The sequence below is a fragment of the Rhodomicrobium sp. R_RK_3 genome (assembly GCF_002198715.1).
Lineage (GTDB): Bacteria > Pseudomonadota > Alphaproteobacteria > Rhizobiales > Rhodomicrobiaceae > R-RK-3.
Map to the genome: position 1 here is coordinate 140,253 of NZ_MWLK01000030.1, position 21,469 is coordinate 161,721.

Consider the following 21,469-nt stretch of genomic DNA (forward strand, 5'->3'; position numbering starts at 1 on the left):
TCCGGCCATCCTACGTCGACGCGCGCAATCGCGGCAATGGCGGCGCCTGCGGCACCTCGGAAGCAGCCGCCGGAAATTCAGAGCAACAATTCCTGCCGCACCTCCTCGACGCGGCCGTCCAGGTCGAAAACGCGGGAGCGCATGGCAAGCTGCCAGCCGCCATTGCCGCCCCGGCCGATGCCGAACAGATTATAGGCGGCGCGCTTGGCCGGCTGTTCGCTGGCCAGCGAGGCCGACGGCGCGCCGACGATCGGCACCATGCCCGTCGCCGCCCCGAGGCTGGCGATCATGGCGCGGTGATTATGACCGTGCAGCACCAGCTCCGCGCCGTGGCGCGCGAGCACATCGCGGAAGGCTGAGGCATCGTGCAAGCCGCGCTGCCAGCTCGTCATACCGGGCAAGGGCGGGTGGTGGATCAGCACCACGCGGCAGAAATTCTCCGCTCCCAGCGCGTCGAGGATCGGCCCGACCTCGGCGATCTGCCGCCGTCCGAGCCAGCCCGAGGCCATGCCCGGAAATGTCGGCCGGGCGGAGGAGAGGCCGATCAGCGCGATCTCGCCGAAAAGCTGCACGAAGGGGAAGGCGCTGCCGCTCGGGCTGGCGAACCGGGCGGCCGCGGCATTCGGCAGCATATAGGGCTGCCAATGGCGCACGCCCGGATTGCGCAGGAACGGCACATAGGCGTCGTGATTGCCTGGGATGACGGTGATGGCTTTCGGGCCGCCGATGCCGAGCCCGTCCAGCCAGGCCCGCGCTTGCCGGAATTCCTCGGGCAGCGCGATGTTCACCAGATCGCCGGTCATGGCGACATGGTCGGGCTTTTGCGCGATCAGATCGGCCATCAGCCGGTCGAGCACGTCGCGGCGGTGCTGGTGGCGGCGGCGCTGCCAGTTGACATAGCCGAAGGCGCGCTTGCTCATCAGCTCGTGCAGCGCGGGAGCCGGCAGGGGCGCGAGATGGATGTCGGAAAGATGGGCGAGCGTGAACATGGGGCGGGGCCGGGGAGGAAATTAATGCCGCCGTCTGTTTAGCAAATCAGTTAAGCCTCACAACAGCCTAAAAGGGCGACTAAGCGCGAACAGGGACGGGGGGCGGATGAAACGACGCGTATTGCAGACAGTGCTGTTTCCCTATTGGCGGCTGACGCGCGGCATGACCTTCGGCGTTCAGGCCGTGATCACGCGCGGCGGCAGCGAGGTTCTGCTGATCCGCCACGGCTACCGGCCCGGTTGGCATTTCCCCGGTGGCGGCGTCGAATGGCGCGAGACGCTGCTCGCCGCGCTCGCCCGCGAGGTCGAGGAAGAGACCGGCGTCGTGGTGCGCGGACAGCCGCGTCTGCACGGCGTCTTCGCCAATTTCCAGACCGCGCCGAGCGACCATGTCGCGCTTTACGTGGTCGAGGATTGGGAACAGCCGCGCATCCCGGCGCCCAATATGGAAATCCAGGAGCAGCGCTTCTTCCCGCTGACCGAGCTGCCCGCCGAGATCGTGCGGGGCGCAAAGCGGCGCATTGCGGAGATCTTTGGCGGCCAGCCGATCGGGCAGCATTGGTAAGAAGAAAAAGAGGCTTCATCGAATCCCGCGCCCGCGCTAAATCTCGGCGTCAGGCACTCAGCGATCGGCGGCCCATGAAACTCAGATTGGCGACTTGGAACATCAATTCGGTGCGGCTGCGCATCGGACTGGTCGAGCGTTTCGTGAAGACCTTCCAGCCCGACGTGCTCTGCCTGCAGGAGATCAAATGCGTCGACGAGCTGTTCCCTTATGATGCGGTCAAGGCGCTCGGCTATCCGCATATCCAGGTGAAGGGGCAGGCCGGCTATCACGGCGTCGCCACGCTGTCGCGCCTGCCGCTGGAGCCGAAGGGCACCGAGAATTTCTGCGGCAGCGGCGAGGCGCGGCATATCGCGGTGGCGCTCGGCGGGCAGCGGGTTATCATCCATAATCTCTACATCCCCGCCGGCGGCGACATTCCCGACCCGCAACTCAATCCGAAATTCGGCCAGAAGTTGGCCTATATTCGCACGCTTACCGAGTGGTTCGCCGATGGCGGCGCGGCGGATACGAGCTGCCAGCATGTGATGGTCGGCGATTTCAACGTCGCCCCGCTCGAGCACGATGTCTGGTCGCACAAGCAATTGCTGAAAGTGGTCAGCCATACGCCGGTCGAGGTCGAGCACCTGACCCGGCTGAAGGCGTCCGCGAACTGGGTCGACGTCATGCGCAAATATGTGCCGGAGGACCAGAAGCTTTACACCTGGTGGAGCTACCGCGCCCGCGACTGGCGCGCCTCCAATAAGGGCCGCCGCCTCGACCATATCTGGACGACGCCCGGCCTCGAAGGCGCGGCCCGGTCCGTCACCGTCGTCGAGGAAGCCCGCGGCTGGGAGCAGCCCTCGGACCACGTGCCGGTGATCGCGGAATTCGAATTGAATTAGGCCGGCATCTTCTTTGCTCCCCGCGAAGCGGTCATCCACTGCGCTGCGTTCAGGGGGCCTTGACGCGCGGCGTGCGCCATCCCATCTCCATCCACATGGATGGTAACAGGATGGCCAAGCCCATGACCGGCAATGTTCAGGAACTGCGCCCCCGCGCAGAAAGCGAAAAGATCACCATCAATCTCGGCTTCGTCGATCTCGGCCATATCGATCTGCTGGTGAAGGAGGGGTTCTATTCGAACCGTACCGATTTCATCCGCACCGCTATCCGCAACCAGATCGACCGCCATGGCGACGCGGTCCGGCAAGCTGTAACGCGCAAGAGCGTCGATCTGGGGCTGCGCCATTTCAGCCGGGCCGATCTCGAGGCTGCACGCGCGGCCGGGCAGATGCTCGACATTCGCGTGCTCGGCCTTGCCACCATCGCCGAGGATGTCAGCCCGGAACTCGCCCGCGACAGCATCGCCTCGCTGTCCGTGCTGGGCGCGCTGCATGCCAGCGCCGCCGTGAAATCCGCCCTCGCGGACCGCATGCAATGACGGCGAATGCCGTCCGCCCCACGCCCTCAGCCTGAGCACAGGAAGCACACTCATGCCGTTCAAACTTCCCCCGGAAATGGCCGAGGCCACCCGCCTTACCCGCGCCGGAAAACTCGCCGAGGCGACCGCCGTGCTTCAGCGCCTGCTGCGCGGCGGTACTGCGGCTGAATCCGCTCGGCCGGGCGCCGGCAAAACCATCGACGCCGAATACGAGGTGATCGATCCGGCCTCCACGCCCGCCGACGCGGCCGCCCGATCGAACGGGCGGCCCCGGACCAAGCCTGGCAGCGGCCTGCGCGAGACGCTGCGCGGCCTCGCCGCGCGGGCAAAGGCCGCCGCCCTCGATAGGCAGGTCAAGGCGCCCCGGCCCGAGCCCGAGCCGCTGCCGGAAGGCGCCTCCTTCGTGACCGGCTCGTACACCAATGCGGCGGGGACGCGCGGCTATAAGCTGTTCACCCCGCCGAGGCGGCCGGGTGGCCCGCCGATGCCGCTCATCGTCATGCTGCATGGCTGCACGCAATCGCCGGATGATTTCGCCGCCGGCACCCAGATGAACGCGCTGGCGGCGGCGGAGGGCTTTCTCGTCCTCTACCCGGCGCAGCCGACCTTCGCCAATCCGAACAAATGCTGGAACTGGTTCGTCCCCGGCGACCAGCGCCGCGACCTCGGCGAGCCCTCGCTGATCGCGGGCATCACGCGCCAGATCATGCGCGAAAATGCCGTCGATCCAAGCCGCGTCTATGTCGCAGGGCTGTCGGCCGGCGGCGCCACGGCGGCGATCATGGGCGCGGCCTATCCGGATCTCTTCGCGGCGGTCGGCGTGCATTCCGGGCTGCCCTTCGGAGCGGCGCAAGACCTGCAATCCGCCCTTGCCGCCATGCGCGACGGCCCGAAAGGGACGCCCATCGGCAACCGTCCCATGCCGACCATCGTTTTCCACGGCGATCAGGACGCCGTCGTCAACCTGCGCAATGGCGATGCCGTCGCGGCGCAGGCGACGGCGAGTGCGGCCGGCCTGACCCGGACGACGCAGCAAGGCGAGGCGCCGGGCAGCTATGCCTATAACCGCATCATCCAGGCCGACGCCTCCGGCCGCGCCATCTGCGAGCAGTGGACGATCCACGGCGCCGGCCATGTCTGGCTCGGCGGCAACCCCTCTGGCACCTACACCGACCCCAAAGGCCCCGACGCCAGCCGCGAAATGCTACGATTTTTCCTGGAACACCGGCGGGCCGGTTAGAGCGGGACGAGTTCGTTAGACGGAGCTCTCATCGTCCGCACCGCGAGGCGGTGAGCTGGAACCCACCTGCCGATCCGCGGGCGCCGCGGCAAGCGGGGATGCGAGTACGCCCCGGCTCCAAAGGCCGGGGCGACGGCGTTTGGAGCTAGCCCTGCGGCGCGGGGCAGAGGCCGAGCGCGCGGTTGAAGTGGTCCTGCGGGTCGCTGAGGGGCGGGTCAAGGCGAGCGCCGCAAAGCCCCATCACCCACCCGCCTTTGGCTAACCTCTCCCTCAAGGGGAGAGGGCGGGCGCGCCGCGACCGGGTGAGGGGAAGCCGCTTGCTCGGACATGCCGGCATGTCTCGGCCGCTCACCCCCGCCCGTCGAGGCCGGCGCGGAGGGCGTCGGCGAGGTCTTCGCCGCTATAGGGCTTGCGCAAAATCCGGGCGGCGGGTCCGGCATGGGGGAGGCTCTGCGCGATGGTCTCGGCAAAGCCAGAGGTCAGCACCACCGGCACCGCGGGCATGTTCGCGCCGATCCAGTCGGCGAGGTCGAAGCCGGTCATGCCGCCGGGCATGACAATGTCCGAAAACACCAGGTCGATCCGCTCGCCCGAGCGCAGCACGTCGAGCGCCGCCGCCGCGCTGTCCGCCGCGCGCACGTCGTAGCCGAGCTGGGCGATCCGCCGCAGCGTCACCTCCCGCACCGGCCCCTGATCCTCGACCACCAGAACCACCTCGCCCGGCGCCGCCCGCGCGCCCGTGCGGCCCGCCGGACGCGCCCGCGCCGCGGCCTCGCTGGCGGCGCGCGGCAGATAGAGGTTGACCGTGGTGCCGCGCCCCGGCTCGCTGTAGATCGTCACCTGTCCGCCCGACTGCTTGGCAAAGCCGTAAATGACGCTGAGGCCGAGGCCGGTGCCCTTGCCCGCGCCCTTGGTGGTGAAAAACGGCTCGAACACGCGGGCCAGGATCTCCGGCTTGATGCCCTCGCCGGTATCCGACACCGAAAGCCGCACATAGCCGCCCGGCGCCAGGCCGATATCCCGCGCGACATGCTGGTCGTCGACCATCATGTTGCAGGTCTCGATCATCAGCGTGCCGCCCGAGGGCATGGCGTCGCGGGCGTTGATGGCAAGGTTCAGCGCCGCATTCTCGATCTCGCTGACATCGGAATGCACCACCCACAGGTCCGGCGCGAGCGACGCCCTGATGCTGATGGTCTCGCCGAGCGTGCGGCGCAGAAGATCCATCATGCCGAGCACATGCTCGTTGAGGTCGACGCTGACGGCGTTCAGCGGGCGGCGGCGGGCGAAGGTCAGCAGCCGGTCGGTGAGCCGGGCGCCCATATGGGCGGCGTCGTCGGCGCGCTTCAGCAGGTCGCGCTGGTACTCGTCGGTGATCTCCAGCTCCAGCAATTCGTGATTGCCGGTGATGATGGTCAGCAGATTGTTGAAATCATGGGCGATGCCGCCGGTGAGCTGGCCGATGGCCTCCATCCGCTGCACCTGCCGCAGCGCCTGCTCCTGCGCCACCTCGCGGCTGACGTCGCGGATGACCTTGAGGATGCCGAGATGCGCACCGGCATTGTCGATGATGTCGGCCGCCGCTGCAGCGCCTGGAAACTGCGCCCCGCCCTTGCGCGAAAAATTCAGCACCAGCCCGGCGGAGGGGCCGCCGGTCGGCAGGGCCGGGGTCAGGCCGGCAACGCGCTCGTAATCGGCGTCGCTGGCGAAAATCACCCGCGTCGGCTTGCCGATCAGCTCGCCCGGCTCGTAGCGGAAGATGTGCAGCGCGGCCGGATTGCACAGGGTGATGCGGTGATCCGCGTCGGAGATGACCATCGCGTCAGGGCAATTGTCGAAAATGGCCTGGAACAGCGTCTTCTGCCGCGCGCCCTCGGCCTGGGCCGCCGCGCGCGCCGAAATATCGTTGATGCTGCCGACGAAGAACAGCCGGCCGCTGGCGGTGAACTCGCCGACGGAGAGGTGCATCGGGAAGGTGGTGCCGTCCTTGCGGCGGCCGAAAACCTCGCGGCCGATGCCGATGATCTTCTTCTCGCCCGTGGTCAGGTAGTTGCGCATATAGCCGTCATGCGCCGCGTGATAGGGCTCCGGCATCAGCATGTGGACGTTTTGGCCGATCAACTCGGCGCGGGCGTAGCCGAACAGCTTTTCCGTCGCCGGATTGACCCTTTGCAGGATGCCGTGCTCATCGATGATGAGGATGGCATTGACGGCTGAGTCGATCGCCGCCTCGACCATATGCGGCTCGAACTCGGTCCGAGATGAGGTGGCATTCTGCATCGTCGGTATCTTTCCAGCGCGGCGCCAGGCCGCTTCGATCCCCGACCGACAGAATGCGCGCCCAGCCACACGCCGCAAGCTCTTTCCGCGCGGCGGCCAGCCTCAGACCGGCCGCCAAAGCCGCTTCGCCACGCCGAAAACCCCGAGCAGCGCCAGCCCCGCCCCCGCCGCGATGGCCGCGTCATGGGCGTGCAGCGGCCCGAAGCGGAAGAGGCGGCTGGCCTGGGGAAGCAGGAACAGCAGGCAGAGAACGGCCAGATTGACGCCGAGGGCGAGCCAGAGCAGGGGATTGGGCCGCAGCAGGCTGGCGGCGAGCGAACTGCGCAGCGCCCGATTGGCGAGGACGATGGCGAAATTGCAGGCGACCAGCGCGGCAAAGGCGAGGGCACGGACCTCGTCCTCGGGCAGGCCACGGTTCAGCGCGACCACGAACACCGCCGCCACCGCCGCCAGCGCCATGACGCCCTGGAACAGGCCCCAGCCGATCAGCCGCAGCGGCAGTAGCGGTTCCTGGGTGGCGCGCGGCGGCCGCTGCATGACGCCCTTCTCCTCCGGCTCGGCCTCATAGCCCAGCGACGAGACGGGATCGATGATCATCTCGATAAAGGCGATATGGACCGGCATCAGCAGCAGCGGCAGCCCGAACAGGAGCGGCATCAGCGCCAGCCCGGCGATCGGCACATGCGCGGCGGTGACGAAGCAGATGGCCTTGCGCAGATTGTCGTAGATGCGCCGCCCGAGGCGGATGGTGCGGACGATGGAATTGAAATTGTCGTCGAGCAGCACGATGCTGCTGGCCTCGCGCGCCACCGCCGTCCCGCGCTGGCCCATGGCGATGCCGATATGCGCAGCCTTCAGCGCCGGGGCGTCGTTAACGCCGTCGCCGGTCATTGCCACCACCTCGCCATTGGCCTTCAGCGCGGCGACGATGCGCAGCTTCTGCTCCGGCTTGGTGCGCGCGAACACCGCGACCGAGGCGACGTGCTGCGCCAGTTCCGCGTCGCTGAGCTTGTCCAACTCGGCGCCCGTCATGGCGGCGCCGGAGCCGATGCCGGCCTGCCCCGCTATGGCGAGGGCCGTGGCCGGGTGGTCGCCGGTGATCATGATGACGCGGATGCCCGCGCCCCGGCATTCGGCGACGGCTTCGGGGACGCCAGGGCGCAATGGGTCTTCCAGGCCGATCAGGCCGAGAAAGGCGAAGGCGAAGCCGTCCGGCCGCTCCGGCAGCGGGCCGGCGGGATCTGGCGCCATGGCCACGCCGAGCACGCGCAGCCCTCGCGCCGCCATCGCCTCGACCGCTGCGTGCACATCGCGGGCGCGGGCGGCGTCGAGCCCGCAGAGCCGGGCGATCGCCTCGGGCGCGCCCTTGGCCGCCACCACGCCCCGGCTTTTCGAGCGCCAGACATGGGTGAGCGCCGGCAGGTCCGGCTCGAGCGGATAGCGCTTCGCGAGCGCCGCGCCGGCCGCCGCCGGATGCTCGCGCACCTGCGCCGTCCAGGCGAGAAAGGCTTTTTCCATCGGGTCGGAGGGCTGCGGCTCGGACGCGAGGATGGCGGCGCGCATCAACTCCTGGAAATCGGCGTTCAGCGCCTGCCCGGATCGCGGCTTGGCCACCCGCGCGCCGATCCGCATCTCGGCCACGGCCATGCGGTTCTCCGTCAGCGTGCCGGTCTTGTCGGTGCACAACACCGTCGCCGCGCCGAGCGTCTCGATGGCGGAGGCCTTGCGCGTCAGCACGCGGACCTTGGAAATCCGCCAGGCGCCCATGACCAGGAACACCGTCAGCACCACCGGGAATTCCTCCGGCAGCAGGGCCATGCTGAGCGCGATGCCGCCGAGCACGCCCTGCAGCCATTCCCCCCGCAACAGGCCGTTAAGCAGAAAAGCCAGGGCGCTCATCACGATGCCGCCCGCGGCGAAGACGAAGATAACGCCCCGGATCTGCTGGCGCAGCGGCGGCGCTTCGGTCTCGATCTCCGACAGCGTCTTGCCGATCCGGCCCATGGCGCTGTGCGTGCCGGTCGCGGTGACGATGGCGACGCCCTGGCCGCGCACGATCAGCGTACCGGCATAGACGCGCGACTGCTCGCTTTTGGTGCCGCCCGGCGCGGCGTGCTTGCCGACCGGCACGGACTCGCCCGTGAGCAGCGATTCGTCGGCCTCGACGGCGTGGCTCTCGATCAGCTCGGCATCGGCGGCGACCCGGTTGCCTTCGCGCAGCACCAGGGCGTCGCCACGCACGACGGTCTCGATCGCGACATTGACGGGCTTGCTGTCCCGGATCACCAGCGGGCGCGGGTCGCTCATGCGCGAGAGCTGTTCGAGCACCCGCTCGCTGCGGATCTGCTGCAGGATCGAGATCACGACGGTCGCCGAGGCGAGGCAGATGATGAGCAGCGCTTCGGCGCGGTCGCCCAGCGCCAGATAGATGCCGCCGGCGGCGAGCAGCAGCATCAGCATCGGCTCGCGCAGCACGTCGCGCGCGATGGCGAAGATCGAATGTTGGGCGGCGGCGGGCAGGGCGTTCGGGCCGTCCCTGGCGAGCCGCGCCGCCGCCTCGGTCGAGCTGAGGCCGCGCGCCGGTTCGCGGCGCGGGACGGCCGGCCTCCGGCCTCCTTTCGCGCGGGTGTGAGGATGGGCTGATGTCATAGGGCAGGCTCCAACGGGCCAATCGGGTCGGGACGATCCCCCAGTATAACGCTTCCCGGCTAACAGGCGCTTGATCGAGGTCAAGGCGGGCGCGGCCGCGGCGGCCCATGCCTTGCCGACGCGCCGAATCGGCGGCCGCGTCATCGAGCGGGAGGCATGGCCAATGTCGCGCACCATCATGCAGCGGATCTGTTTCGCCACGGCGCTCGGCGCGGTCATGGCCGCGCAAGGCTGGGCGGCTCCGGCGGACGTCGCGCGCGGGCGGGCGATCGCCGAGGCGCGCTGCGCCCGCTGCCACGCCATCGGCAGGGACGATGCCGCCAAGCACCCCGAAGCGCCGAACTTTCGCGATCTGCACCGGCGCTGGCCGGTCGAGATGATGCAGGAAGCGCTGGCTGAGGGCATCATGACCGGCCATCCGGACATGCCAGAAGCCCGCTTCGAAGCCGACGAGATCGACGCCTTCCTCGCCTATCTCGACAGCCTCGCCGCACCGCAGGCGCCTGTATCGCGCTAGCGCCGCCGCGCCCTGCGACATCTCCGCAGCGCGCGCTTGATCCAGGTCAACGCCGCTCCGGACCCGCTCCCGCATAAACGCTGAAGGAGTTCTCGGGCTCCGTGTCTTCAGCCAGCCGGGATGAGGGGGTCGCATTCCATGCAATCAACGCCGATGAGAGATGAATTCGCCGCCCTGTCCGACGTGCTCGCCATTGCCGGAGCCGTCATCGGCCTGCTGCTCGGCATCACCCTCGCCATGCTCGCGGCCGACGAGGTGATGGGCTTTCATGCGGTGCTATTCGCTGCCGCATCGGCGGCGGCGCTGGTGTTTCTCGTCGGCAACGCGTTCGGCACCGGCTCGCTCGCCGGGCCCAACTACCAGCCGGAGGTCCGCTTCTACGCCGACAACGTCATCAAGGCGGGCGTCGTCGCCACCGTGTTCTGGGGCATCGCCGGCTTCGTGGTGGGCGATGTGATCGCCTGGCAACTCGCTTTCCCGGCGCTGAATCTCGACCTGCCCTGGACCAGTTTTGGCCGCCTGCGCCCGCTGCATACCTCGGCGGTGATCTTTGCGTTCGGCGGCAATGCGCTGATCGCCACCTCATTCTACGTCGTGCAGCGCACATCGCGCGCCCGGCTCGCGGGGCGCTGGTCGCCCTGGTTCGTATTCTGGGGCTACAACCTGTTCATCGTCATCGCCGCGACCGGCTACGTCCTCGGCGTCACCCAGTCCAAGGAATATGCCGAGCCGGAATGGTATGCCGACCTCTGGCTGACGGTGGTCTGGGTCGTCTATCTCCTCGTCTTCCTCGGCACGCTGTCGCGCCGCAAGGAGCCGCATATCTATGTGGCGAACTGGTTCTACCTCGCCTTCATCGTCACCGTGGCGATGCTGCACATCGTCAACAACCTGGCCTGGCCCGTCTCCTTCACCGGCTCGAAAAGCGTGATCCTTTACGCCGGCGTGCAGGATGCGATGACGCAGTGGTGGTACGGCCATAACGCGGTCGGCTTCTTCCTCACCGCCGGCTTCCTTGGCATGATGTACTACTTCATTCCCAAGCGCGCCGACCGGCCGGTCTATTCCTACAAGCTCTCGATCGTGCATTTCTGGTCGCTGATCTTCCTCTATATCTGGGCCGGGCCGCACCACCTCCATTACACCGCGCTGCCGGACTGGGCGCAGACGCTCGGCATGACCTTCTCGATCATGCTCTGGATGCCCTCATGGGGCGGCATGATCAACGGGCTGATGACGCTCTCGGGCGCCTGGGACAAGCTGCGCACCGATCCCGTCATGCGCTTCCTGGTGGTCTCGGTCGCCTTCTACGGCATGTCCACCTTCGAGGGGCCGCTGATGAGCATCCGCGCCGTCAACTCGCTCTCGCATTACACGGACTGGACCATCGGCCATGTGCATTCCGGCGCGCTCGGCTGGGTCGCCATGATCTCCTTCGGCGCGATGTACTGCCTGACGCCCTGGCTCTGGCGGCGCCCGTCGCTCTACTCTATGCGCCTCGTCGAATGGCACTTCTGGATCTCGACCCTCGGCATCCTGCTTTACATCACCGCCATGTGGGTGTCGGGCATCACGCAAGGGCTGATGTGGCGTGCCTATGATGCGCTGGGCTTCCTGCAATATTCCTTCGTCGAGACCGTCGAGGCGATGCACCCCTATTACGTCATCCGCGCCATCGGGGGCCTGCTCTTCGTCGCCGGCTCGCTGATCATGGCCTTCAATCTCTGGATGACGGCGCGCCGCACCGTCGCCGAAGCCGGCGAGGCGGAGCTTGGCGGCGCGCAACCCATGCCGGCGGAATAAGGGCAACCGACATGAAGCTTTCACACGCCGTTTTCGAAAAACATTCACTCGTCCTGCTGATCGGCATCCTGATCGTCGTGGCGGTCGGCGGCCTCGTCGAGATCGCGCCGCTGTTCTGGCTCTCATCGACCGTTGAGAAGGTGCAAGGCATGCGCCCCTATACGCCGCTGGAGCTCGCCGGCCGCGACATCTATCTGCGGGAGGGCTGCTACAACTGCCACAGCCAGATGATCCGCGCCCTGCGCGACGAGGTCGAGCGCTACGGCCATTACAGCCTCGCCGCCGAGAGCATGTACGACCATCCCTTCCAATGGGGCTCAAAGCGCACCGGGCCGGATCTGGCCCGCGTCGGCGGCAAATATTCCGACGAATGGCATCTGGCCCATCTTGTCGACCCGCGCAGCGTGGTGCCGGAATCGATCATGCCCGGCTATCCGTTCCTGGCCGCGCGCAAGCTCGAGGCCGGCGACATCGCCGAGCGGCTGAAGGCCGACCGGGCCGTGGGCGTTCCCTATACGGATGAGATGATCGCCAAGGCCAAGGCCGATCTCGAGGCGCAGGCCGTGGCGGAGTCGGGCGGCGCTGCGGAACTGGCGCAGCGCTATCCCAAGGCCGTGGTGCGCAGCTTCGACGGCGATCCGGAAAAGCTCACCGAGCTGGATGCGCTGATCGCCTATCTGCAGGTGCTCGGCACGCTGGTCGATTTCACCAAGTTCGACGCAGCCGGACCCAATCTGAGATAGGGCGCGCCATGGCTTACGAGGACGTCAAAACCTATGCCGCGATGGCCGGCCTGCTGATCTTCATCGCCCTGTTCGTCGGCGTGCTGATCTACGCCTTCTGGCCCGGCAACAAGGCGCGCTTCGAAGAGGCGCGCAACATTCCGCTCGAACAAGACCCCGAAGACCCAGCACCGCGAGGCGACAATGGACGCTAGGCCCGAAATCGACAGCGTCACCGGAGCCGAGACCACCGGCCATGAGTGGGACGGCATCAAGGAGCTGAACCAGCCGCTGCCGAAATGGTGGCTCTATGTGCTCTATGCCTGCATCGTCTGGTCGATCGGCTATTGGGTGGCCTATCCTGCCTGGCCGCTGATCTCGGGCTATACGCGAGGGCTCGCCGGCTACAGCCAGCGCGAGACCGTCGGCCAGCGCATCGCCGAGGCGCGCGCCGCGCAGGGGCAGGCCAATGCGGCCATCGCCAAGGCGTCGGTGGAGGAGATCCAGGCCTCGCCCGATCTGCTGCAATTCGCCATGGCGGGCGGGCGCGCGGCCTTCGGCGACAATTGTGCCCCTTGCCACGGACGCGGCGCGCAAGGCGCCAAGGGCTATCCCAACCTGAACGACGATGACTGGCTCTGGGGCGGCAAGCTCGCCGACATCCAGCAGACCGTGCTTTACGGTATCCGCAGCACCGCCGGGGAGACGCGGGCGAGCGCCATGCCGCGCTTCGGGCAGGACCAGATCCTCGAGCGCGGGCAGATTTCCGATCTCGCCGAGCAGGTGCTGGCGCTGTCCGGCAATCCGCATGACGCGGCGGCGGCGGAACGGGCCAAGCCGCTCTTCGCCGACAATTGCGCCGCCTGCCATGGCGAGACCGGCAAGGGCAATCGGGAGCTCGGCGCGCCCGACCTGACCGACGCCATCTGGCTCTATGGCGGCGCTAAGGCCGACATCGTCAGGAGCATCGAGACCGGGCGCGGCGGCGTCATGCCGGCCTGGGCTGGCCGTCTCGACGCCGGCACGATCAAGAAGCTGACCGTCTATGTCCATTCGCTGGGCGGCGGCCAATGAGCGGGAGGGCGCGCCCATGTCCTGCGGATGCGAAGCGATTTTCATACAGGCCTTAATGGCACAAAACGCGATGACGAGTTTGCCGCAAACACTGGACCCGGCCCCCGCTCCGGAAGCGGCCCCCGGCATTGCCCGCTCCGATGCGCAGGCGGTCAATACCCAGGCCGGGCGGGCGCTCTACGCCGCTCGCGTGCCGATCTATCCCAAGCGCGCCTCGGGCACTTTCCGGCGCATCAAATGGGCGGTGATGGCGGTCACCCTCGGCATCTATTACGTGTTGCCCTGGCTGCGCTGGGATCGCGGGCCGAACCTGCCGGACCAGGCCTTCCTGCTCGATTTCGCGCATCAGCGGCTCTACATCTTCGGCCTCGAAATCTGGGCGCAGCAATTCTATTTCGTGACCGGCCTGCTCATTCTCGCGGCGCTCGCTCTGTTCCTGGTGACGGCGCTGGCGGGCCGGGTCTGGTGCGGCTATGCCTGCCCGCAGACGGTCTGGACCGACCTGATGATTGCCGTCGAGCGCTTCTGGCAGGGCGACCGCAATGCCCGGATGCGGCTCGCCAAGGCGCCTTGGGGTTTTGAGAAAATCTGGAAGCTCGGCGCGACGCATCTGAGCTGGCTGGCGATCGCCATCGCCACGGGCGGCGCCTTTGTCTTCTACTTCCGCGACGCGCCGACGCTCGCCATGGAGTTCATCCATTTCGATGCTCCGGCCATCGCCTATCTCTTCCTCGGCATCTTCACCGCGACGACCTATGTGCTGGGCGGCCTCGCCCGCGAACAGGTCTGCATCTATATGTGCCCCTGGCCGCGCATCCAGGGCGCGATGTTCGACGCCGATTCGCTGCTCGTCTCCTACCGGGCCTATCGCGGCGAGCCGCGCGGCAGCCACAAGAAGGGCGAGCGCTGGCTCGGGCGCGGCGACTGCGTCGACTGCAAGCAATGCGTGGCGGTCTGCCCGACCGGCATCGACATCCGCAACGGGCCGCAGCTCGAATGCATCCAATGCGCGCTCTGCATCGATGCCTGCGACGACGTCATGTACAAGGTCGGCCGCCCGCCGAAGCTGATCGCCTACGACACCTTCCGCAATCTCGACGCCGCCAGCCACGGCGACCGCGTGCCGATCCGGCTGATCCGCCCGCGGACGGTGCTCTATGCCGGGTTGCTGGCGCTGGTCGGCACGGTGATGCTGGTCGCGCTGTCGGCGCGGACGGTGCTGGACGTCAACGTGCAGGCGGACCGCAATCCGCTGTTCGTGCGGCTCTCCGACGGCAGCATCCGCAATGGCTACAATGTGCGCATCCTCAACAAGCTCTATGAGACCCGCAGCGTCGCGCTGGGGCTCGAGGGGCTGCCGGGCGCGCGGCTGTCGGTGCTCGGCATGGATGCGGAGGCGCAGCCGCACATCGAGGTGTCGCCGGACAATCTGCGCAGCCTCAAGCTGTTCGTGACCCTGCCGCGCGAGGCCGCGCAGGCGCTCCCCGCCAGCCAGACGCCGTTTGCGATCGTGGTGCGCGATCTGACCGACGGCACCGAAACCCGCCGCGCCAGCATTTTCAGAGGACCGGGCAAATGACCGACATCACCGCAAGGCACTTCACCGGACGCCATCTGCTGATCGTGCTGGGCGGCTTCTTCGGCACCATGCTGGCGGTCAATGGCGTCTTCACCTATTTCGCCGTCTCGACCTTCAACGGCGTCGATCGCCCCGACGCCTACCGGGAGGGGCTGCAATATAATGCGCGCATCGACGAAGGGCGCAGGCAGTCGGCGCTCGGCTGGGTGCATCGGGTCGCATTGGGCGAGGCGGGCCGCATCGAGGTGAGGATCAGCGACGGACAGGGACAGCCCGTGCCGCAGCTGGCCATCACCGGCGACATCGGACGCCCCGCCGCCGACCGCTTCACCCATCCGCTCAGCTTCAGCGAGACCAGTCCCGGCTTTTATGCCGCGACCGCCGAAGGGCTCGCGCCCGGAAGTTGGGTGCTGTCGCTCGACGCGCGCAAACGCGATCTGCTCTACCGCATCAAGGAGCGCCTATGGCTCAAGCCCGAATGATCGACCGCGATTTCGCCGGCGCCGCCGACCCCGCCGTGACCCTGCGCCCGGTGACGCTGACCGTTGAGAACATGCATTGCGGCGGCTGCATGAGCAAGGTCGAACGGGCGCTGATGGCCTCGCCCGGGGTCGCCGCCGCCCGCGCCAATCTGGCGGCCAAGCGCGTCGCCGTCAGCTTCGACGAGAACCGCACCGCGCCCGAGGCGCTGATCGGCGCGCTCGCCGCGGCCGGGTTCACCGCCGCCGAGCTGGTCGCGCAGCAGACCGGCGAGGACGATAGGCGCAACCGCGATTTCCTCGCCCGGCTCGCCGTCGCGGGCTTTGCCGCCATGAACGTCATGCTGCTGTCGGTGTCGGTCTGGTCCGGCCACGCCTCCGGCATGGACCCGGCGACGCGCGACCTGCTGCACTGGGTCTCCGCGCTGATCGCCCTGCCGGCCGTCGCCTATTCCGGCCAGCCCTTTTTCCGCTCGGCATGGCAGGGCATCAAGGTGCTGCGCCTCAACATGGATGTGCCGATCTCGCTGGCCATCCTCCTGTCGGCGGGGATGAGCCTCGTGCTGACCGCGCGCGGCGGCGAGCATGTCTATTTCGATGCCTGCGTGTCGCTGCTGTTCTTCCTGCTGATCGGCCGCTATCTCGACCAGCGGATGCGCGTCAAGGCGCGCGGCGCGGCGCAGAACTTGCTGAAAATGCGCGCCAAATGGGCGACCATCATCCAGCCCGACGGCTCCGCCGAGCGCATCGCGGCGGCGGCTCTGCTGCCGGGGATGCGGGTCGCGGTCGCGGCGGGCGAGCGCTTTCCGGCCGACGGCATCGTCAGCGAGGGCCGCTCCGACGCCGATGAAAGCCTGCTCACCGGCGAGAGTGCGCCGCGCGCCATCGCCCCGGGCGCGGAGGTGTTTGCGGGCACAGTCAATCTCGGCGCGCCCATCACCTTCGAGGCGGGCAAGACCGAGGGCGACACGCTGCTCGCCGAGCTCACCCGCCTGATGGAGACGGCCGAGCAGGGGAGGGGGCGCTATGTCCGCCTCGCCGACCGCGCCTCGCGGCTCTATTCGCCCGCCGTCCATCTGATCGCGGGGACGACCTTTCTCGGCTGGATGATCGCGGGCGCGGGCTGGGAGTCCGCGCTGATGATCGCCATCGCCGTGCTTATCATCACCTGCCCCTGCGCGTTGGCGCTGGCCGTGCCGGCCGTGCAGGTCGCGGCCTCAGACCGACTGTTCGCGGCGGGCGTGTTGGTGAAGGCGGCGGACGGGCTCGAACGGCTCTCCGAAATCGATACGGTGGTTTTCGACAAGACCGGTACGCTGACGCTCGGCCATCCCGTATTGCTCGACGTCCGTGGCATCGACGATGCAACGCTGAAGGCCGCCGCGAGCCTTGCCGCCGCGAGCCGCCATCCCTACGCAGTCGCCGTGGCCGACGCCGCCAAGGCGCGGTTCGGCGCCGTGCCGCTCGCGGCTGACATCGTCGAGGAGCCGGGCTTCGGCTTGCGCGCCATGCTGCCCGGCGGCGAAGCCCGGCTCGGCTCGGCGGAATGGTGCGGCGCGGACGGCAAGGCGCGGCCCGCCTCGCTCTATTACGCGGCGCCGGGCGAGCGGCCCATCGCATTCGGCTTCGCCGACACGCTGCGCCCGGACGCGGCGGCCGTCATTGCCGAATTCGCCCTGGCGGGCTTCCGCGTCGAGATCATGTCCGGCGACCGCGCCGAGGCGGTCGAGCCGGTGGCGCGGGCCTTGGGCATCGCCATCTGGCGGGCGGGCTGCAAGCCGCAGGAGAAGATCGCCCGGCTGAGCGAACTCGCCGCCGCCGGCCGTAAGGTGCTGATGGTCGGCGACGGGCTGAACGACGCCCCGGCGCTGGCCTCCGCGCACGCATCGCTCGCGCCATCCTCCGCCGCCGACATCAGCCAGACGGCCTCCGACGCCGTGTTCCAGGGCGCGGCGCTTCGCCCGGTGATCGAGCTGCTGGCGACGGCGCGGCGGGCCCAGCGCATGGCGTTCGAGAATTTTGCCGTCGCCGGGCTGTATAATCTGGTCTTCGTGCCCATCGCGGCGGCGGGCTTCGTCACGCCGCTGATCGCCGCCATCGCCATGTCCACCTCCTCGATCGTCGTCACGGCCAACGCCGTCCGGTTGCGCGGCATGAAACTGAGGCTGTCGGCATGAGCGCGCTCGCCTGGCTGATCCCGGTCGCCCTGTTCCTCGGACTGCTCGGCCTCGCGGCCTTTCTCTGGTCGCTGAAATCCGGCCAGTTCGACGACCTCGACGGCGCCGCCTACCGGATCTTGGAGGACGACGACCAGGACAGCGGGCCGCGAGGGACATCTCGCTGACGCCCCCCTTTGTCGTCCCGGACACCGCGAAGCGGTGAGCCGGGACCCAATCATCTATCCGCGAATGCTGCGGCAAGAGGGGAGGCGAGTAGGCCCCGGCTCTGACGGCCGGGGCGACGGAATATTATCGTCATTCCTCATCCCGTAAGGGCAGCATCAGCCGTAGGTCGCCGCCTAAGCGCGACCGCCGCGGCTTACTGGATTCCCGCCTTTGCGGGAATGACAGCGGGTTTTGGGCGAAGCCTGCCGATCCGCGCTAATGCCAGCCGACCACATCCCGGTAGGCGTGCCAGGTGGCGTGGCCGATCAGCGGGAAGATCACGACCAGCCCGACGCCCAGCGTCGCGAGGCCGAAGGCGGTGAAGCCGGCGATCAGCGCGGCCCAGAGCGCCATGGCTTCGGGATTGGCGAGCGCCGCGCGCACGCTCGCCCGGATCGCCGTGGAAATGCCGACCGGGCGCGCCATCAGCATCGGCGCCGACACCACGCAGATGGCAAAGACCAGCGCCGCCAAGGCCGCGCCGATCGCCGTTCCGGCCACCAGCAGCGTCACGCCCGGCAGGCTGAACAGCAGGAACGGCACGAATTCGGCGAGCGGGGGAAAGGGCCGCTCGCCGAAAGCCAGCATGAACAGCAGTAGCGCGATCTGCAGCCAGAACATGTAGATCAGCATCAGCGTCAGCCCGAGCAGCCAGAGCTGGCCCTGCGCGGCGAAACCGGCGAAATTGACGTCGCCCGGCTCGACCGTCTGGCCCGCTTCCAGCCTGCGGCTGCCCTCGTAGAGGCCGGCGGCCAACACCGGGCCGATCAGCATGAAACCGCCCGCCAGCGGAAGCATCAGCGCCTGCCAGCCGAGCCCCCACAAGGCGACCCAGAGACCCAATGAGACGCCGGAGAAGACCGCGCCATAGCCGAGGCTGATCCGGGGCATCCGCAACAGGTCGCGCCAGCCCGCGCTGAGCCAGCGCCAGGGGGCTTCGAGATCGACGCGCCGGATCTCGATGGCGCGCTCCTGCGCGCCATGCGGGGAGAGGTCGAGGAAACCCACCTCGCAATGCTGGTCCTGCACATCGCTCATCGGAGGCGCTCCCTCTGCCGGCGCTCTTCGGCGCGTTAAGACTGACCCGTGATGATAAGCCAAGCCCGGCGCGCCAGGATTGATCCAGGTCAATTTTGCTCGGCGCCCTGCCTTTTGATGAAGATCAATGCCGCGTTCCCCTCCTCCGATAGGGTCCAGGCTTAGCCAACGCTCATGGAGGCGGCATCGATGTACAAGACCATCCTCACCTATCTGCCCTCGCCACAATCCGCGCCGGTCCTCACGGAGGTCGCCGCCTCGCTCGCGGAAAAATGCGGCGCCTATCTCATCGGCGCGCATAATTCCGCGCGGCTTTCGCTCTATGGCGGCATTCCCGCCGACTATCTCGCCCAATTCAATCAGCAACAGCGGGACGATGCCGCCGCGATCAGGGAGAGTTTCGAGCAGATCGCCTCCGAGCGGTCGCTGCCGCATGAATGGCGGCACAAGGCGATGAAGGACACCGACGCCTTCGACGACATCGTCACGCAAGGCCGCGCCGCCGACCTGATCGTCGCCGGCGGCCGTGGCCAGGAGGATCCGCTCGGCGAATGGTACGACCTGCCGATCCGGCTGGTGATGGAGACCGGCCGCCCGGTGCTACTGGTGCCGGTCGACGGCCAGTTCTCCGTCATCGGTGAGCGCGTCACCGTGGCCTGGAACCACACCCGCGAGAGCGCGCGGGCGGCCTTCGACGCGCTGCCGCTGCTCAAACTGGCAAGTTCCGTGCGCGTGCTTGCCGTCAACTCCACCAATGCCGGTGCGGGGTCGCCCTCCGAGGATCTGGCGGCGACGCTCTCCCGCCACGGCGTCGACGCCGTCGCCAGCGTCGCGACCACGACCTCGCGCTCCGACGGCGAAGAGCTGCTCGCCAGTCTGACCGGCGATGGCAGTGACTTGCTGGTGATGGGCTGCTACGGCCATTCGCGGCTGCGTGAGATGGTGCTCGGCGGGGCAACCCGGCAGGTTCTGGCCACGATGAGGACGCCGGTGCTGATGTCGCATTGAGCGGCGCGGCGGCCGATAATCGGCCAGCCGCATCGATCGCAGCCGGCAATGCGCGGTGCGCCCTCCACGCACCCGCAAGCGCTGGCATCCTTTGTGGCGATCGCCGCCTTCAAGAGCGTTCGATCACCCGTTCGGGTGACGACAGATGGGCGGTATGCTGACAGTGTCGATAGATTGTCTTGACCACATTGACGTCGTCACTTGGGCGCGCTCGGCGGCGAGCAAAGCGAAACCCTTCGGCCCGGCCGGCAAGGGGCATTTCCGGAAAATCGCACAAGCACGTTCCGAGGACGCCGGATGCTCGAGCCAGGGCCATGGGCGGATGAGGTGCGTCCCGCCTCCTCTGGCTGCGGGTTGGCGGGCAGGTTCCGCGAGGCGCTTAAGGCGGCCATGCCGCGCGGCTGACCCATGGCAGTCCTGCCGCCACCGATCCGGAGGAAACGCGTCATGACCAACGATGACATCAAGCAAAGACGGGAGGCCCTGTTCACGCGGCTGTTGCGCACCGACCGGCGCAGAGGCGCCGGGCTGGAGAGCGCCGGCCGGCCGAGCATCGAAAGTGCCGCACGCAATTTCGATGCGGATGATGTCACCAACCGGCTGGAATCGCTCGCCGACAGCCTGCCGGCCCATGAGGTGGTCGATCCGGGCAAGACCAAGCGCGCCGCCGAGCTGGTCGCCCGCAATCTGCGCAGCGCGCTGGCCAAGGCGCGGCGCGGCGACCTGCAGTCGATCACCGAGGAAGAGGAAGCCTCGACCGAGGCGGTCATCATCGCCGATGGCTCGCGGCCGACATTGTTGCTGCAGAACGGCCTGCCGCCGCTCGATCACCCCATGCTGGGCGACTGGCGCGATGAGATGACCGGCCTCAAGCAGCAGATTGCGCAGAGTGCGGCCGCCACCTGCCGGGTGCAGCCGACCGGCGGGTCCCCCAACAATTATTTCGGCACCGGCTTTCTCATCGATGCCGCGAGAGGGCTGGTCCTGACCAACCAGCATGTCCTCAACGCCATGCTCAGCGAGGGCTCCACGGATGCCGAAAGGTCCGGCCTCAGGCATATCATCCGCGACGGTGTCGTCGTGGAATTCAACGGCGAGGCCGACATGCCGGAGAAGCGGCAGTTCAAGGTGGTCGAGGCGCATCGCACGCCGGTCGATGTCGAGGGGCTGTTCGATGTGAACTTCAAGCGGCTCGACATTTCCGTGCTGAAAATCGAGCCGCTTGCGGATTCTCCCTCGCTACCGGCGGCGGTACCGCTGGAGCTCGGAACCGAGCGGGCCGATGGCGGCCTGATCTCGTTCTGCTCGATCGGCTTCCCCGGACCGCCGGAATCGGCCTTTGGCGTCGTCAACGGCATCGATTTCGGCGTGGTGCACAGCCAGCTCTTCGGCGGCCGCTACGGCCTGAAGCGCATCGCCCCCGGCCTCGTGCATCGCCCGGTCGGCACGCTCGAAGGCGATCCACACCGCTGGGTGTTCGGGCATAATGCGACCATGCTCGGTGGCGCGTCGGGCTCCCCGGTGATCGCCTGGCTGGACGGCAACAGCATCATCGGCATCCATTTCGCCGGACAGACCGGCGCCAGCAATTTCGCGCATTCGCTGTTCGCCGCGCGCCGCACGCTCGCCGAATTCGATCTGCCGCTGGTCTAGGCCATCCGTCGGCAGGCGGAGCGTTGAGCCCCGTTCCCATCGAAACGGAACGGGGCTCTTCGCCCG

General features: G+C 68.0%; 19 protein-coding genes. 15 read left to right on the forward strand and 4 right to left on the reverse strand.

Translation table 11 applies throughout. From position 1 onward, the window contains the following. Positions 1-77 precede the first annotated feature (77 nt). Positions 78-989 carry a metallophosphoesterase gene (locus BLEFHOIH_RS16930; protein WP_088347202.1) on the reverse strand — a complete coding sequence of 304 codons (912 nt, stop codon included), beginning with the start codon at positions 987-989 and terminating at the stop codon, positions 78-80. 106 nt (positions 990-1,095) lie between these two features. Between BLEFHOIH_RS16930 and BLEFHOIH_RS16935 the strand changes: the two genes are divergently transcribed. The 4 genes from BLEFHOIH_RS16935 to BLEFHOIH_RS16950 all read left to right on the forward strand — a co-directional run bounded on the left by BLEFHOIH_RS16935 (position 1,096) and on the right by BLEFHOIH_RS16950 (position 4,217). Beyond that, a complete protein-coding gene (locus BLEFHOIH_RS16935) occupies positions 1,096-1,554 on the forward strand; it encodes an NUDIX domain-containing protein (RefSeq protein ID WP_088347203.1) in 459 nt (152 codons plus the stop codon). A gap of 74 nt (positions 1,555-1,628) precedes the next feature. Beyond that, on the forward strand, positions 1,629-2,438 hold the full coding sequence (locus BLEFHOIH_RS16940) for an exodeoxyribonuclease III (RefSeq protein ID WP_088347204.1): 810 nt from the start codon (positions 1,629-1,631) through the stop codon (positions 2,436-2,438). 122 nt (positions 2,439-2,560) lie between these two features. Beyond that, on the forward strand, positions 2,561-2,977 hold the full coding sequence (locus tag BLEFHOIH_RS16945) for a CopG family transcriptional regulator (protein WP_088347361.1): 417 nt from the start codon (positions 2,561-2,563) through the stop codon (positions 2,975-2,977). Positions 2,978-3,029: 52 nt separating this feature from the next. Further along, entirely contained in the window at positions 3,030-4,217 is a 1,188-nt protein-coding gene (locus BLEFHOIH_RS16950) for a PHB depolymerase family esterase (RefSeq protein ID WP_088347205.1), read from the forward strand. A gap of 348 nt (positions 4,218-4,565) precedes the next feature. Here the strand turns inward: BLEFHOIH_RS16950 and BLEFHOIH_RS16955 are convergent, their stop codons facing one another. Both BLEFHOIH_RS16955 and BLEFHOIH_RS16960 read right to left on the reverse strand, forming a co-directional pair. Then, positions 4,566-6,497 carry a PAS domain-containing hybrid sensor histidine kinase/response regulator gene (locus BLEFHOIH_RS16955; protein WP_245297057.1) on the reverse strand — a complete coding sequence of 644 codons (1,932 nt, stop codon included), beginning with the start codon at positions 6,495-6,497 and terminating at the stop codon, positions 4,566-4,568. A 102-nt stretch (positions 6,498-6,599) separates the two neighbouring features. Beyond that, positions 6,600-9,146, reverse strand: a complete 2,547-nt coding sequence (locus BLEFHOIH_RS16960) for a cation-translocating P-type ATPase (RefSeq protein ID WP_088347207.1) — start codon at positions 9,144-9,146, stop codon at positions 6,600-6,602. 70 nt (positions 9,147-9,216) lie between these two features. Between BLEFHOIH_RS16960 and BLEFHOIH_RS16965 the strand changes: the two genes are divergently transcribed. From BLEFHOIH_RS16965 to ccoS, 9 genes are all read left to right on the forward strand, one after another. Beyond that, positions 9,217-9,663 carry a cytochrome c gene (locus BLEFHOIH_RS16965; RefSeq protein WP_245297058.1) on the forward strand — a complete coding sequence of 149 codons (447 nt, stop codon included), beginning with the start codon at positions 9,217-9,219 and terminating at the stop codon, positions 9,661-9,663. 153 nt (positions 9,664-9,816) lie between these two features. Then, positions 9,817-11,466 (forward strand): cytochrome-c oxidase, cbb3-type subunit I, encoded by a 1,650-nt coding sequence (gene ccoN / locus BLEFHOIH_RS16970; RefSeq protein WP_245297059.1) that lies wholly within the window; start codon positions 9,817-9,819, stop codon positions 11,464-11,466. Between the two features lie 11 nt (positions 11,467-11,477). Further along, the gene (gene ccoO, locus BLEFHOIH_RS16975) at positions 11,478-12,209 is read left to right on the forward strand and encodes a cytochrome-c oxidase, cbb3-type subunit II (RefSeq protein WP_088347209.1); all 732 of its coding nucleotides are present in this window, start codon (positions 11,478-11,480) and stop codon (positions 12,207-12,209) included. An 8-nt stretch (positions 12,210-12,217) separates the two neighbouring features. Further along, entirely contained in the window at positions 12,218-12,403 is a 186-nt protein-coding gene (locus BLEFHOIH_RS16980; RefSeq protein ID WP_088347210.1) for a cbb3-type cytochrome c oxidase subunit 3, read from the forward strand. After that, positions 12,393-13,262 (forward strand): cytochrome-c oxidase, cbb3-type subunit III, encoded by an 870-nt coding sequence (gene ccoP, locus BLEFHOIH_RS16985; RefSeq protein ID WP_088347211.1) that lies wholly within the window; start codon positions 12,393-12,395, stop codon positions 13,260-13,262. The genes BLEFHOIH_RS16980 and ccoP overlap by 11 nt, the downstream gene beginning before the upstream one ends. A 70-nt stretch (positions 13,263-13,332) precedes the next feature. Further along, positions 13,333-14,841 carry a cytochrome c oxidase accessory protein CcoG gene (gene ccoG, locus BLEFHOIH_RS16990; RefSeq protein WP_088347212.1) on the forward strand — a complete coding sequence of 503 codons (1,509 nt, stop codon included), beginning with the start codon at positions 13,333-13,335 and terminating at the stop codon, positions 14,839-14,841. Next, positions 14,838-15,323: a FixH family protein gene (locus BLEFHOIH_RS16995; protein ID WP_088347213.1), complete on the forward strand. Its 486-nt coding sequence runs from the start codon at positions 14,838-14,840 to the stop codon at positions 15,321-15,323. Before ccoG ends, BLEFHOIH_RS16995 begins: the two co-directional genes overlap by 4 nt. Then, positions 15,305-17,497 (forward strand): heavy metal translocating P-type ATPase, encoded by a 2,193-nt coding sequence (locus BLEFHOIH_RS17000; protein WP_245297060.1) that lies wholly within the window; start codon positions 15,305-15,307, stop codon positions 17,495-17,497. Before BLEFHOIH_RS16995 ends, BLEFHOIH_RS17000 begins: the two co-directional genes overlap by 19 nt. Next, positions 17,494-17,664, forward strand: a complete 171-nt coding sequence (ccoS, locus tag BLEFHOIH_RS17005) for a cbb3-type cytochrome oxidase assembly protein CcoS (protein ID WP_088347215.1) — start codon at positions 17,494-17,496, stop codon at positions 17,662-17,664. The genes BLEFHOIH_RS17000 and ccoS overlap by 4 nt, the downstream gene beginning before the upstream one ends. Positions 17,665-17,920: 256 nt before the next feature. On the opposite strand, the gene BLEFHOIH_RS17010 is transcribed toward ccoS, so the two are convergent. Beyond that, positions 17,921-18,742, reverse strand: coding sequence for a DUF2189 domain-containing protein (locus BLEFHOIH_RS17010; protein ID WP_170937212.1), 822 nt, complete (start codon positions 18,740-18,742; stop codon positions 17,921-17,923). Between the two features lie 189 nt (positions 18,743-18,931). On the opposite strand from BLEFHOIH_RS17010, the gene BLEFHOIH_RS17015 reads away from it, so the two are divergent. Together BLEFHOIH_RS17015 and BLEFHOIH_RS17020 are read left to right on the forward strand one after the other, a co-directional pair. Beyond that, entirely contained in the window at positions 18,932-19,750 is an 819-nt protein-coding gene (locus BLEFHOIH_RS17015) for a universal stress protein (RefSeq protein ID WP_170937213.1), read from the forward strand. Between the two features lie 447 nt (positions 19,751-20,197). Continuing rightward, positions 20,198-21,403, forward strand: a complete 1,206-nt coding sequence (locus tag BLEFHOIH_RS17020; RefSeq protein WP_170937214.1) for a serine protease — start codon at positions 20,198-20,200, stop codon at positions 21,401-21,403. Positions 21,404-21,469 lie beyond the last annotated feature (66 nt).